Source organism: Rhizobium bangladeshense, assembly GCF_017357245.1.
GTDB classification, from domain to species: Bacteria; Pseudomonadota; Alphaproteobacteria; order Rhizobiales; family Rhizobiaceae; genus Rhizobium; species Rhizobium bangladeshense.
In genome coordinates, this window is sequence record NZ_CP071612.1 from 646,912 (window position 1) to 659,673 (window position 12,762).

General features: G+C 62.2%; 13 protein-coding genes. 10 read left to right on the plus strand and 3 right to left on the minus strand.

The window, feature by feature from the left end; all coding sequences use genetic code 11:
• Positions 1-71: 71 nt before the first annotated feature.
• On the minus strand, positions 72-452 hold the full coding sequence (locus J2J98_RS03140; protein WP_207602321.1) for a hypothetical protein: 381 nt from the start codon (positions 450-452) through the stop codon (positions 72-74).
• A 54-nt stretch (positions 453-506) separates the two neighbouring features.
• Positions 507-2,324, minus strand: a complete 1,818-nt coding sequence (gene ybaL / locus J2J98_RS03145; protein WP_207602322.1) for a YbaL family putative K(+) efflux transporter — start codon at positions 2,322-2,324, stop codon at positions 507-509.
• A 77-nt stretch (positions 2,325-2,401) separates the two neighbouring features.
• On the opposite strand from ybaL, the gene J2J98_RS03150 reads away from it, so the two are divergent.
• Positions 2,402-2,662, plus strand: a complete 261-nt coding sequence (locus J2J98_RS03150; RefSeq protein WP_207602323.1) for a helix-turn-helix transcriptional regulator — start codon at positions 2,402-2,404, stop codon at positions 2,660-2,662.
• 6 nt (positions 2,663-2,668) lie between these two features.
• Here J2J98_RS03150 and J2J98_RS03155 read toward each other — a convergent pair whose 3' ends face one another.
• Positions 2,669-4,090, minus strand: coding sequence for an ArnT family glycosyltransferase (locus tag J2J98_RS03155; protein ID WP_207602324.1), 1,422 nt, complete (start codon positions 4,088-4,090; stop codon positions 2,669-2,671).
• 645 nt (positions 4,091-4,735) lie between these two features.
• Between J2J98_RS03155 and J2J98_RS03160 the strand changes: the two genes are divergently transcribed.
• The 9 genes from J2J98_RS03160 to cheD all read left to right on the plus strand — a co-directional run bounded on the left by J2J98_RS03160 (position 4,736) and on the right by cheD (position 12,746).
• Positions 4,736-6,367, plus strand: a complete 1,632-nt coding sequence (locus tag J2J98_RS03160) for a globin-coupled sensor protein (protein ID WP_207602325.1) — start codon at positions 4,736-4,738, stop codon at positions 6,365-6,367.
• Positions 6,368-6,430: 63 nt separating this feature from the next.
• On the plus strand, positions 6,431-6,727 hold the full coding sequence (locus tag J2J98_RS03165; protein WP_207602326.1) for an STAS domain-containing protein: 297 nt from the start codon (positions 6,431-6,433) through the stop codon (positions 6,725-6,727).
• Positions 6,724-7,089 carry a chemotaxis response regulator CheY1 gene (gene cheY1, locus J2J98_RS03170; protein ID WP_003570362.1) on the plus strand — a complete coding sequence of 122 codons (366 nt, stop codon included), beginning with the start codon at positions 6,724-6,726 and terminating at the stop codon, positions 7,087-7,089. The genes J2J98_RS03165 and cheY1 overlap by 4 nt, the downstream gene beginning before the upstream one ends.
• A gap of 16 nt (positions 7,090-7,105) precedes the next feature.
• Complete coding sequence (locus J2J98_RS03175; protein ID WP_138395512.1) at positions 7,106-9,388, plus strand: chemotaxis protein CheA; 2,283 nt, start codon at positions 7,106-7,108, stop codon at positions 9,386-9,388.
• A 4-nt stretch (positions 9,389-9,392) separates the two neighbouring features.
• Positions 9,393-9,860 (plus strand): chemotaxis protein CheW, encoded by a 468-nt coding sequence (locus tag J2J98_RS03180; RefSeq protein WP_138395513.1) that lies wholly within the window; start codon positions 9,393-9,395, stop codon positions 9,858-9,860.
• Complete coding sequence (gene cheR, locus J2J98_RS03185; RefSeq protein ID WP_138395514.1) at positions 9,857-10,765, plus strand: protein-glutamate O-methyltransferase CheR; 909 nt, start codon at positions 9,857-9,859, stop codon at positions 10,763-10,765. The genes J2J98_RS03180 and cheR overlap by 4 nt, the downstream gene beginning before the upstream one ends.
• The gene (gene cheB / locus J2J98_RS03190; protein ID WP_064709849.1) at positions 10,762-11,805 is read left to right on the plus strand and encodes a protein-glutamate O-methylesterase CheB; all 1,044 of its coding nucleotides are present in this window, start codon (positions 10,762-10,764) and stop codon (positions 11,803-11,805) included. The genes cheR and cheB overlap by 4 nt, the downstream gene beginning before the upstream one ends.
• Positions 11,806-12,195, plus strand: a complete 390-nt coding sequence (locus J2J98_RS03195) for a response regulator (protein WP_004672258.1) — start codon at positions 11,806-11,808, stop codon at positions 12,193-12,195. It abuts the gene before it with no gap.
• Positions 12,192-12,746, plus strand: coding sequence for a chemoreceptor glutamine deamidase CheD (gene cheD / locus J2J98_RS03200; protein ID WP_064709850.1), 555 nt, complete (start codon positions 12,192-12,194; stop codon positions 12,744-12,746). The genes J2J98_RS03195 and cheD overlap by 4 nt, the downstream gene beginning before the upstream one ends.
• Positions 12,747-12,762 lie beyond the last annotated feature (16 nt).

A 12,762-nucleotide genomic window follows, 5' to 3' on the forward strand; every position in this document is an offset into this window, starting at 1 on the left:
TAATCCAGGGCCGGCGCCCGGGCGCTGGCGGCATGTCGTGTCAATATCGGAAGCGCCGCTCGGCGCAGGCCTCAGGCGACGATCGGCGGTGCGCGCGCTTGATGTGCCCTGGATACCGCTCGATGAAGCGGAGGTTCGAATGCCGTGAGAGGAGCGCCGATGCACCAGACGGCAAAATCGATGGCAGGGGCGGCGGCAAGGGTAGGCGTTCCGGCGTCGTAGGCGGTCTGCTTCGGCGCAAGCTTGCGTTCGGCGGCGAGCACACCGCGCACGGCATCGCGCGCGCTCAGCTGCTGCGGCTGCGGATCGCGGCCGGAAGAGGAAAGCGTATTGACGGCAGTGGCCGGCGAGACGATGAGATTGCCGCCGAAAAGCAGACCCATATAGGCAAGGATGGCGAAGAGAAGGGAAGCGGCGATACTGCTCGTCAGACGGTGCTGATCCAGCTCCATCTCCTCCGTCCCGGCGATGTCACTCCTGTATCGGCTCAAAAGCGCGCCAATCTCTCATTCTCGTTCCGGCGGAGCAGTGCCCGTCGGGATAATTGTATCAGGCTCCCGCCTGTCTTCATAGGAAACACTCTCATGATGCACTTGAGCCAGCCGGTCAACCATGCCAAGCGCGATTTCGCGTTCGCCCATGATGACGGTGTCGGCGCCGTATTGCTTCAGCTCATCGACCTCGGCGTCGGAATGGGCGCGGGCGACGATGAGGATCGAGGGATTGACGCTGCGTGCCTGTTCGGCGATGCGGCAGGCCTCGAAGGCGTTCGGGATGGCGATGGCAAGGCTGCGTGCAGTCGAAAGACTGGCGAGATCGAGCGTCTCCCGCGCCACTGCATTGCCCATGAAGGCTTCGATCCCATGCGCTTTCAATTCGCCGATGCGCTTGTCGGAGTCCTCGATGACGAGGAAGGGCGTGCCCGACGATTTGAGATTCTGTCCGACGATCCTACCGACCCGGCCGTAACCGATGAGGATTGCGTGGCCGGTAAGCGCGCTCGGGCGCACGTCGTCGTCCTCGGGTGGCTTCTGTTCCTGAACGGCACCCGCATCGGCGGCGGAAGCGGGGTCGGCCACGGTTTCCTCGCGCCTTGCACCTTCGAGAAGCGGTCGCATAAGGTCGCAGAGGAAGAACAGCAGCGGATTGAGGATGATCGAGATGATAGCGCCTGCAAGGATCAGGTCACGACCCTCCTCCGGCAACAGCCCGAGTTCGACGCCTAGAGCGGCGAGGATGAAGGAAAACTCGCCGATCTGACCGAGGCTCGCCGAAATTATCAGCGCCGTGCCGGGGGGTTTCCTGAACGCGAGCACGATCAGAAAGGCGGCGACGGACTTACCGATGACGATGATGAACACGGTGGCAAGGATTGGCAGCGGCCTGTCGATCAGGATGTTCGGATCGAACAGCATGCCGACCGACACGAAAAAGAGCACGGCAAACGCGTCGCGCAGCGGTAGGCTTTCCTGGGCGGCACGGTGGCTGAGCTCGCTTTCGGCAAGCACCATGCCGGCAAAGAAGGCGCCGAGCGCCAGCGACACGCCGAACAGCTTCGCTGCGCCGAAGGCGACGCCGAGTGCGATGGCGAGCACGCCCAACCGGAAGAGCTCGCGCGAGCCGGCATGAGCGATGCGATGCATCGTCCAGGGAATGAGCTTGCGGCCGAAGACGAGCATCAGCGCCACGAAAAGCGCTACCTTGACCAGCGTCATGGCGATCATGCCGCCGATGCCGAGATCGAGGCCGAGCAGACTGTTCAGGCCCGCCGAAAGCGGCTCGACGGGACCATGGCTGCCGCCGATGCTGGCCGCCGCCGGTATCAGCACCAGCGCCAGCACCATGGCGAGATCTTCGACGATCAGCCAGCCGACGGCGATCCTGCCGCGCTCCGTCTCCACTAGCCGGCGCTCCTGCAACGCCTTCAGCAGCACGACGGTAGAAGCGACCGAAAGCGCCAGGCCGAAGACCAGGCTGCCGCCTGTCGGCCAGCCCATAAAGGCGCCGAGCCCCCAGCCGAGCAGTGTCGCGAAGGCAATCTGCACGACCGCGCCAGGCAGCGCGATGCCGCGCACCGAAAGCAGATCTTTCAGAGAAAAATGCAGCCCGACGCCGAACATCAGCAGGATGACGCCGATTTCGGCAAGCTCCGGCGCAAGGCTCTGATCCGCCACATAACCCGGCGTGTGCGGCCCCACCAGCACGCCGGCGATCAGATAGCCGACAAGCGGCGGCATGCGCAGCCGATGAGCAAGCGCGCCGAAGATGAAAGCCAGCACGAGACCGCCAACGATTGTCGAAATCAAGGGCGTATCGTGCGGCATTGTTGTCTCCCGTCTGGAAATCCCGTTCACATTATGACATATATGATCTATCTCAACCAATATGGGTAAGTTGGAACATGGGTCAAGGCGCCAGGGAGACAATTCTCACCCCCGCTCTCTGCCGGGCCGCACGCGGTCTGCTCGACTGGACCCAGACCGATCTCGCCGAGAAGGCGTCGGTCTCACGCAGCACCATCCGCGACTACGAGGGACGCCATCACGGCATCCATCGTGCGACGGAGGCGCAACTGCGCCTCGCCTTCGAGCAAGGCGGCGTCAGGTTCGTGGACATAGAAGGCGCGGGCACCGGCCTCTGCCTGCCCGAACGGCCAAGCTGAGCCGTCTCAGGGAGTCAGGCAGGCAGCAGAGACTTTGTAGATGTAGAGCGTCTTGCCCTTGTAATAGCCCTTCGTGGGCCGCCAGTCCCTCAGCACTTCGGGCGTTTCGTTGGCGCAGGTAAGTGGGCCATCCGTCAGGAAAAGCACCTTTCCGGCAATGTCGGCGGGCAAGGCGAATTCCTGCTCGTAATAACTCTCCGGAAGGCCCGCGGGCGCCCGCGCGTAGATCCTGTAGGATGAATCGCGCAGCGTATAGAAGAGGTCTGCGACCATATCGCGGTTGTCGGTGACAATGATGTCGGTGCCGGCCTGATCTGCAAGCGCTCCCGCTTCGCGGCTGACCTCGGCACGGCCGAGATAGCGCTTCATCAATTCGTCGCCGTTCGGCAGCAGCAATTGCTGCGGAAAGATCGTCGCCAGCGGAAAGAGCAGGCTTGCGATGCCGTTGATGGTAAGCGACAGCCTGAGCCCCCTAGGCCACAGCCGGTATAGCAGCCACACGGCAAGCACGGTTCCCGCGACATAGGCGGTGACGGCCCAGTTGGCGTAGGCCTTGGCGACCGTTGCCTGCAGGGTGATCAGCACCACCACCGGCATGGACAGCCAGATCAGCATCTTCTCCCGATTGTCGCTCCTGCGCTTGGTCATGCGATAGACCGCCCAGAGCATGGCGAAAAATACGATCGGGCCGACGACGCCGAATTGGGCGGCGAAGAACTCCAGTCCGCGGCGGAGATTGATGCCGAGGTCGCTCCAATGAGCGATGTCCTGCGTATGGCGTACCGTCGTATTGTCGTGCTGCAGGTTCCACCAGAGGTTCGGCAGGGCGACGACCGCCGCGACCGCGACCGCGACGATGAAGTCCCGAATGGAGATGCGCGCCGAAGGAATGAGGAGGAGAGCGATCGCGCCGCCCGGTACGACGAACAACACGGCATATTTCGTCAGGAAGGCGAGGCCGACCCCGAGGCCCATGACGAGCGCCAGTCCGATTGAGCGCCGCTGCGTCAGACCGAAATAGGCAAGCAAGGCGATCGCGATGAAGAACAGCAGTATGACGTCGGTCGAGAAGAACACCGAGGAAAGCGCCACGCCGGGCAGCGTGATGTAGGTGGCGCCCGTCCAGCCCTCGATCTCCGGCCCGACGAAGCGCTTCGCCACCTTCATCAGCACCAATGCTGCGGCCATATGGATCAGCGGCCCCGCGAGCCTGATGAAATAAATGGTGTTGGAGCCGGAGAGTTCGGTCATCGCCCGGATCACCCAAGCGATCATCGGCGGCTTGGAATAGTAGCCGAGATCGAGATTTTGCGACCAGAACCAGTATTGCGCCTCGTCAACAAACAGATCCGTCGCATCGAAATGCAGAGTGACGACGCGCCAGAGCGTGAAGCCGAGAACGATGAGGAGACCAGATCTGGGGGACATGAACCGAGTGTTCCGCTGACATGAAAGGCGCGAGTGCGATTACACCAAAGGCGCCGGACTGCCAACGGGGAATGGGATCGGCCGGCTTTCAGCCAAGAACGGTGTTAGAACACCCGAAGCACGTTGTTGTCACGATGTGCGGCGAGAAAATCGAGGCGGGCGATGGCGACAAGTACGCCCATTGCGATCAAGCAGGAACCCAATCCGAGAACAATCATTGCTCTGTCCTTGCGACGTCATGTCCGGTTATCGGCCGGGATATAACACGGAGCTTGCGTGTGCCTTGTAGCAGCCGTGCAACTCCGCGGAAGTATTTCCTGGGAACTGCCTCGAATCGCTGCAAAAGCCCGCGTCGCGAAAGGCTTATTAACTTTCGGGCAAGGAATTAACCATAAACATTGGACTACACGTCGGAATGGGAAGATGTGCTCGTTCCCACCAGGCATGACGCCGTACCGCCGTACCGGGTCGATCCGGTATCCATCTCTTCATACAGCTTCGAAACATAGCTGATCAGGGGCTTTTACCTGCCGGTCATCGCCGGTGGTGAAGACCGGCTCCGCGTTTGCGTTCATCGAATGCTGCAAAGCTTTTTGCCGGGCATTCGCCTGGAAAGTGGGTCGGGGACAGGCGTTGAGGCAGGATATGCCATCAGATCAGGCTCGTGGAGCGCAGGCAGGCAGCTTGCGCGACCGCTTGCGTTTTGCCGGTCTCGATACCGATCAGTGCGAACTGGTGCGCCGTAACCGTCCGGCCCTCGAAGCGCATCTGAAAGCCGGGCTGCGCGATCTCTTCCACAGGTTCCAGTCTTATCCCGACGCTGCGCGCAATTTCGAGAGCGACAGACAGATCGATCGTCTGCATGATCTGCAGTCCTCGCATTGGGACGTGCTGACGGATGCGCGCTTCGACAGCCTCTATGCCGAACGCGTCAAGGTTCTCTCCGATACCGAAAGCAAGATGGGCCTCGACCCGCGCTGGCACGTAGCCGGCCACGGTGTCATGCTGGAACATGTCCTTTCCGGCCTCGCCGAAGAGATCGCCGGCCGCCCTTTGCTGCCCTCGGGCAAGCGCCGCACGCGCGAAATTTCCGATCTGATGACGGCGATCGTCCGCATTGTCATGGTCGACGTGGAAATTGCCGTTTCGCTCCGCTTCAATGCGCTACGGGCTGCCCAGAGCCGCGCGCTCGCCGATCAGCGCGCCGAAAGTGAAGCGGAGATCGCCCGGATCTTCGGCGATGTCATCGAAGGCCTGTCGGCCCGCGACCTGACGCGGCGCGCGCCTGTCGACGCCGACGGCGGCTATGCCGGGATTGCCGTCGCCCTGAACGGTGCCCTGGATGGACTACAGGCCGAATTCGCCGCCATTACCGAACGCACAGCCAAGGCCGAGGCGGCGACCACGTCGCTTGCCGGCCTGTCGCGGCAGTTCGCCGGCACGGCATCCGGCCAGGCCGACCGGCTGCAGCTTTCCGCCGCGGCCCTTGCCGGCATCGCCGGAAGCGTGCGCGACGGCGCCGCCGACAGCCGCGCTGCCGAACAGGCGGTCGCCTCGACGCGTGTTGCGGTCGAGGAAAGCGGTGAGGTCGTCGGACGCGCGATCAGCGCCATGGCCGATATAGAGCAATCGGCCGAAAAGATCGGCCAGATCATCGGCGCGATCGACGAGATCGCCTTTCAGACCAATCTTCTGGCGCTGAATGCCGGCATCGAGGCGGCTCGCGCCGGCGATTCCGGCCGCGGTTTTGCCGTCGTCGCCCAGGAAGTCCGCGCCCTTGCCCAACGCTCGGCCGAAGCCGCCCGTGAGATCAAGACGCTGGTTACGACGACCAAGGCGCAGGTCGATGCCGGCGTGCAGATGGTCGGCCGCACACAGGATTCGATCGGCAACATCGTACGCCAGGTCACCGACATCAACGCCGCTATTGCGGGTATCGCCACGAGGACCGGCGAACATGCCGCAAGCCTCGACGGCGTGACATCAGACGTCAAGGGCCTTGGTGCGGAGGTGGCAAGCAGCGCCGGTTTTGCGGAGCGTTCCGCCGAAGGCGCCGATCATCTTCACACGGTCATCGTCGAGCTCGGCCAGACGATCCGCGAATTCCGCATTGCCCGCGAAAAGGCTTATCCAGCGCCTCCAGCGCCGGCTCGCGTGACGCCGCCGCGCGCGGTCGAGATCGCCCGGCCTGTACTGGCAACGGACGAATATGAAAATGACGATTTTGACCTTCCTCGCCCCGTCGCGGGCACCGGAGGTGGGCGGAATGTTTACTAACCTATCGGATGATCGCCCCAGCTCGTCTTTCGGGGCCGGGGAGAAGGGGACAAGGAAAAGCTGATGGTAGCAAAGAAGAGTGGCAAGACGCTGAATTTGACAGCGGTGCTCGACCTCAACGAGGCTTCCGCCTTGCGCGACAAACTCCTCTCCATGCGGGGCAGCGGTCTTTCGATCGACGCCTCCGACGTCGAACGGATCGGCGCTCTTTGTGCCCAGGTTCTGATGTCCGCCGAGAAGACCTGGGAGCAGGACAAGCAGCCGTTCACCTTCTCAAAGGTGTCCGATGCATTTCAGAAAACCATGCAGCTGGTTGGCGTCGATATAGACCACCTGCTTGCCAAGGAGATTCGGCAATGAAGAAAAAAGTGCTTACCGTGGATGATTCCCGCACCATCCGAAACATGCTGCTCGTGACGCTGAACAATGCCGGCTTCGAGACGATCCAGGCGGAAGACGGCGTCGAGGGCCTCGAGGTTCTCGAAGAATCCAATCCTGACGTCATCGTGACCGATATCAACATGCCGCGTCTCGATGGTTTCGGCTTCATCGAAGGTGTCCGCCGCAACGAGAAATACCGGGCGATCCCGATCCTGGTCCTGACCACTGAAAGCGACGCGGAAAAAAAGAACCGCGCCCGCCAGGCTGGTGCCACGGGCTGGATCGTCAAGCCCTTCGACCCGGCCAAGCTGATCGATGCCATTGAGCGTGTAACCGCTTAACCCAGGATTTGCTCCTATGGATATGAACGAAATCAAAGAGATCTTTTTCCAGGAGTGCGAGGAACAGCTCGCCGAACTGGAATCCGGTCTTCTGAAAATGAATGATGGCGATCGCGATCCGGAAACCGTCAATGCGGTGTTCCGTGCCGTGCATTCGATCAAGGGCGGCGCCGGCGCCTTCGGCCTCGACGATCTGGTCGCCTTCGCCCATGTTTTCGAGACCACTCTCGATTGCGTTCGTTCCAACAAGCTCGAGCCGACCCAGGACGTCCTGAAGGTGATGCTGAAGTCGGCCGACGTGCTCGCCGACCTGACCAATGCTGCGCGCGACGGCGGCAGCGTCGATGAAAGCCGCAGCCGCGGCCTTGTCAAGGAGCTCGAGGCTTTGGCCAACGGCGAATTGCCGTCTCCTTCGGCAACTGCCGATGCTCCGGCGCCGAAGGCGGCTGCCAAGGCTGCCCCGGCCGCTCCGGCGCCAGCCCCCAAGCCGACAGATGACAGCGGCTTTCAGCCGATTCCCTTTTCCTTCGATGATTTCGGCGACGAGGGGGGCGAGCTGCCGGCCTACGAGATCACCTTCAAGCCGCGCCACGAACTCTATTCCAAGGGTAATGACGCGACCCTGCTGCTGCGCGACCTCTCGCGCCTCGGCGAAATGACGATCTATTGCAATATGGATGAGCTGCCGGGCCTAGAGGAGCTCGATCCGGAGGCTGCCTATTTCTTCTGGAACGTCACGCTCAAGACGGACAAGGGCGAGGATGCCATCCGCGCCGTCTTCGAATTCGCCGAATGGGATTGCGAGCTGTCGGTGAAGTCGGTCGAGGAGGCAAGTGGCGACGCGTCGAGCAACGAGGAACTGCCGATGGTACCGGTTCCCTTCGACCTGTCGATCCTCGATGAGACCGGCTCGTCGGAAGAGGGGCCCGCCGGTGCGCGGTCCGAAGATACCGCTGCTGCCGTTGCCGCCGCCGAGACTGCTTCCAATGTCACGCAGATGGCGGCAGCCGCCGCCCGAGTCGAGAAGAAGGAATCGGCAGCCGCCGCTGCGGCCGCCGCAAACGCCGCCGCCCAGAACAATGCGGCCGGCGCCGGCCAGACGATCCGCGTCGATCTCGATCGCGTCGACCGCCTCATCAATCTCGTCGGCGAGCTGGTCATCAACCAGGCGATGCTGTCGCAGAGCGTCATCGAGAACGACACAACGGGCACCTCCTCGATCAATATGGGCCTCGAGGAGCTGCAGCAGCTCACCCGCGAAATCCAGGACTCGGTCATGGCGATCCGCGCGCAACCGGTAAAGCCGGTCTTCCAGCGCATGTCGCGTATCGTCCGCGAAATCGCCGATATGACCGGCAAGTCGATCCGCCTCATCACTGAAGGTGAAAATACCGAAGTCGACAAGACTGTCATCGACAAGCTGGCCGAGCCGCTGACCCACATGATCCGCAATGCCGTGGACCACGGCATCGAAACCCCCGAAAAACGCGCAGCCGCCGGCAAGAACACCGAAGGCACGGTTCGCCTCACCGCCAAGCACCGCTCGGGACGCATCCTGATCGAGCTTGCCGACGACGGCGCCGGTATCAACCGCGAGAAGGTCCGCCAGAAAGCCATCGACAACGACCTCATCCCGGCCGACGCGAACCTGTCTGACGAGGAAATCGATAACCTGATCTTCCTTCCAGGCTTCTCGACGGCGGACAAGATTTCCGACATATCGGGCCGCGGCGTCGGCATGGATGTCGTCAAGCGCTCGATCCAGGCGCTCGGCGGCCGCATCAACATCACGTCCAAGCCGGGCCACGGCTCGGTCTTTACCATGAGCTTGCCGCTGACGCTCGCTGTTCTCGACGGCATGGTGGTCACCGTCGCCGGTCAGACGCTGGTCGTGCCACTGACTGCGATCGTCGAAACCCTCCAGCCGGAAGCTTCCGCGATCCACTCCTTCGGCGCCAACCACCGCCTGATCTCGATCCGCAACAGTTTCTGCCCGCTGGTCGATGTCGGCCGCATCCTGAACTTCCGTGCAACTCAGGCCAACCCCGTCGAGGGCGTGGCGCTCCTGGTGGAATCCGAAGGCGGCGGCCAGCGCGCGCTGATGGTCGATGCCATCCAGGGTCAGCGCCAGGTGGTGATCAAGAGCCTGGAAGCCAACTACACCCATGTGCCCGGCATTGCCGCCGCAACCATTCTCGGCGACGGGCGCGTGGCTCTCATCCTCGATGTCGATGCGGTGGTCGGCGCCTCGCGCGGTCAGTCGCTCAAAGCGGAAATGTCGTTGGCAGCGGTAGGGTAAGGGAATGTCGTACGCTGTAAAAAGTCTGAACCAAGGGGACCGCGAGCTGATCGCGTTCCGCATTGGAGATCAGGAATTTTGCGTGAACATCATGTCGGTTCGTGAAATCCGGGGTTGGACCCCGGCGACCACGATGCCGCACTCACCTGCCTATATGCTGGGGGTCATCAACCTGCGCGGCGCGGTACTGCCGATCATTGATCTCGCCGCCCGGCTCGGCATGAAGCCGGCCGATCCCACAGCCCGTCATGTCATCATCGTCGCCCAGGTCCGCCGCAAAGTTGTCGGCCTCCTGGTCGACGCCGTCTCCGACATTCTGACGGTGACCGATGAGATCATCCAGCCGACGCCGGAAATCTCCTCCGACCTCGAGCGCCAATTTGCCCGAGGCATTCTCGCCATCGACCGGCGCATGATCTGCCTGATCGAACTTGAAGCCCTCTTTCCCGAGACCGAAAGCGAAGCCGCATGAATGCAATGGGTGCAAAAGATCAGAGGCAGGGAGCCGATGAGGTGCTGGCAAGCGGAGAATATCCGCTGACGCGCCGCGACCTCACGGAGATTGCCGCTATGATCTACTCGGATGCCGGCATCTTCCTCAACGAGACGAAGGCCTCGCTTGTCTATTCGCGTCTGTCCAAGCATATCCGAAATCTTGGTTTGTCGGGTTTCCGGGAATATTGTGAACTCGTTGCTTCGCCGGCCGGCGCCGCGGCGCGCCGCGAAATGCTCTCGCATCTGACGACCAATTTCACCCGCTTTTTCCGGGAAAACCATCATTTCGAGCATCTGCGCGACCATGTCCTGCCGGAGCTTCTGCAGCGGGCAAGGTCGGGCGGCAGGGTCCGCATCTGGTCGGCCGCTTCCTCCGATGGGCAGGAACCCTATTCGATCGCGCTGACCGTGCTGTCGCTGATGCCGAATGTCGCCGATTACGACTTTAAGATCCTGGCGACCGACATCGACCCGAAAATCCTCGCCATCGCCCGGGCCGGCGCTTATGACGAGAGCGCGCTCGAAACCGTCTCGCCCGCCATGCGCAAGCAATGGTTCAGCGAAGTCGAGGTGCAGGGCCGCCGCAAGTTCCAGGTCGACGACCGCGTCAAGCGGCTGATCACCTACAACGAGCTGAACCTGATGGCGCAATGGCCCTTCAAGGGCAAGTTCGACGTCATCTTCTGCCGCAACGTCGTCATCTATTTCGACGAGCCGACGCAGATGAAGATCTGGCAGCGTTTCGCCGGCCTGCTGCCGGAAGGCGGCCATCTCTATATCGGCCATTCCGAGCGCGTCTCCGGCGAGGCGAAGCACGTCTTCGACAATATCGGCATCACGACCTATCGCTACACGACCAAAGGTCTCGGGAGGAAGGCATGAGCGCTCCGGCACGAGTTCTCGTTGTTGACGACTCGCCGACCATGCGGGGGCTGATTACCGCCGTGTTGAGCTCCGACCCGGAGGTCAACGTCATCGGCCAGGCCGGCGACGCACTGGAAGCGCGCGAGGCGATCAAGCGGCTGAATCCGGACGTCTTGACGCTCGACATCGAGATGCCGAACATGAACGGCCTCGATTTCCTGGAAAAGATCATGACGCTGCGGCCGATGCCGGTCATCATGGTATCCACGATGACGCATCGCGGCGCCGAAGCGACGCTTGCGGCACTTGAGATCGGAGCTTTCGACTGCGTCGGCAAGCCTGGCCCCGGTGAACCCAGGCCGTTCGGTGATCTCGCCGAGAAGGTCAAGGCGGCGGCGCGCACGCAGCGCCAGTTCTCCCAGCCGGCGGCTGCCGTCGCGCCTCCGCCCTCCGTCGCCGATTTCCGCGTCGGCCGGAAGATCGTCGCGATCGGTTCGTCCACAGGCGGCGTCGAGGCGCTGATCGCCGTGCTGCAGAAATTCCCGGCAAATTGCCCGCCGACAGTCATCACCCAGCATATGCCGCCGACCTTCACCAAGAGTTTCGCCGAGCGGCTCAATCGTCTCTGCGCGCCGGTGGTGCAGGAAGCGACCGACGGCGCCCGCCTCGAAATCGGCAAGATCTATCTGGCGCCGGGCGGCGAACGTCACCTGCAGGTCGGCGGCGGCTCGGCGCCGTGCTGCCGTCTCGTCGACCGGGCGCCCGTCAACGGTCACCGCCCCTCGGTGGACGTGCTCTTTGATTCGGTCGCGGAACTTGCAGGCCGCAACGCCGTCGGCGTGATTCTGACTGGAATGGGCCGCGACGGCGCGGCCGGATTGTTGAAAATGCGTCACGCGGGCGCCAGAACGCTCGGCCAGAACGAAAAAACCTGCGTCGTTTACGGAATGCCAAGGGTTGCTCACGAACTTGGCGCCGTCGAGCAGCAGCTGCCACTGACTGCCATCGGTGAAGAAATCTTGAAATTGACAGCCGCCCGAAAGGAAGGGACCGAATAAATGTCGATCGCGGAGAAAATCAAAGTTCTGATCGTCGATGATCAGGTAACGAGCCGTTTGCTGCTCAGCGATGCGCTGACCCAGCTCGGTTTCAAGCAGATCACATCCGCAGGCGACGGCGAGCAGGGCATGAAGATCATGACCGAACAGCCGCACCACCTCGTGATCTCGGACTTCAACATGCCGAAGATGGACGGCATCGGCTTCCTTCAGGCTGTGCGCACCAACCCGAACACCAAGAAGGCGGCTTTCATCATCCTCACCGCCCAGGGCGATCGTGCACTGGTGCAGAAGGCAGCCCAGCTCGGCGCCAACAACGTGCTCGCCAAGCCGTTCACGATCGAGAAGATGAAAGCGGCCATCGAAGCCGTGTTTGGAGCTCTGAAATGATCACTGAGGGTGCAGCCCGCCGCGTGCACATCATTCAAGGCGAGTACAAGGTTCTGAGCGATCCGAATGCGGTGCTCTCGACCATTCTCGGCTCGTGCGTGGCTGCGTGCCTCAGAGATCCCGTCGCCGGTGTCGGCGGCATGAACCACTTTCTGCTGCCCGGTTCGGCGAATTCGCCGACATCAGGCGGCGATGCCACGCGCTACGGCGTGCATCTGATGGAATTGCTGATCAACGGTCTCCTGAAGCAGGGCGCCCGGCGCGACCGGCTGGAGGCAAAGATCTTCGGCGGCGCGAAGACGATCTCGACTTTCTCCAATGTCGGTGAGCAGAACGCGGCCTTCGCCATGCAGTTCCTGAGGGATGAAGGCATACCTGTTGTCGGCTCCTCCACCGGTGGGGAGCACGGGCGCAAGCTCGAATATTGGCCGGTCTCCGGCCGTGCCCGGCAATATCCGTTGACCGGCGCCGAAACGCAGAGAACGGTCGCTCTCGAGCAGCGTCCCGCCGCTCCGCAGAAGCCCGCCGAAACCAGTATCGAATTTTTTTGATGGCGAGGATTTTGAT

Excerpts from the sequence above, each read along its gene's own strand:
- J2J98_RS03165 (WP_207602326.1), top strand. The coding sequence starts at position 6,431 with ATGGTAGCAAAGAAGAGTGGCAAGACGCTGAATTTGACAGCGGTGCTC.
- J2J98_RS03155 (WP_207602324.1), bottom strand. The coding sequence starts at position 4,090 with ATGTCCCCCAGATCTGGTCTCCTCATCGTTCTCGGCTTCACGCTCTGG.
- J2J98_RS03160 (WP_207602325.1), top strand. The coding sequence starts at position 4,736 with ATGCCATCAGATCAGGCTCGTGGAGCGCAGGCAGGCAGCTTGCGCGAC.
- cheD (WP_064709850.1), top strand. The coding sequence starts at position 12,192 with ATGATCACTGAGGGTGCAGCCCGCCGCGTGCACATCATTCAAGGCGAG.
- cheY1 (WP_003570362.1), top strand. The coding sequence starts at position 6,724 with ATGAAGAAAAAAGTGCTTACCGTGGATGATTCCCGCACCATCCGAAAC.
- J2J98_RS03140 (WP_207602321.1), bottom strand. The coding sequence starts at position 452 with ATGGAGCTGGATCAGCACCGTCTGACGAGCAGTATCGCCGCTTCCCTT.
- cheR (WP_138395514.1), top strand. The coding sequence starts at position 9,857 with ATGAATGCAATGGGTGCAAAAGATCAGAGGCAGGGAGCCGATGAGGTG.
- J2J98_RS03150 (WP_207602323.1), top strand. The coding sequence starts at position 2,402 with ATGGGTCAAGGCGCCAGGGAGACAATTCTCACCCCCGCTCTCTGCCGG.
- J2J98_RS03175 (WP_138395512.1), top strand. The coding sequence starts at position 7,106 with ATGGATATGAACGAAATCAAAGAGATCTTTTTCCAGGAGTGCGAGGAA.
- J2J98_RS03180 (WP_138395513.1), top strand. The coding sequence starts at position 9,393 with ATGTCGTACGCTGTAAAAAGTCTGAACCAAGGGGACCGCGAGCTGATC.
- J2J98_RS03195 (WP_004672258.1), top strand. The coding sequence starts at position 11,806 with ATGTCGATCGCGGAGAAAATCAAAGTTCTGATCGTCGATGATCAGGTA.
- cheB (WP_064709849.1), top strand. The coding sequence starts at position 10,762 with ATGAGCGCTCCGGCACGAGTTCTCGTTGTTGACGACTCGCCGACCATG.
- ybaL (WP_207602322.1), bottom strand. The coding sequence starts at position 2,324 with ATGCCGCACGATACGCCCTTGATTTCGACAATCGTTGGCGGTCTCGTG.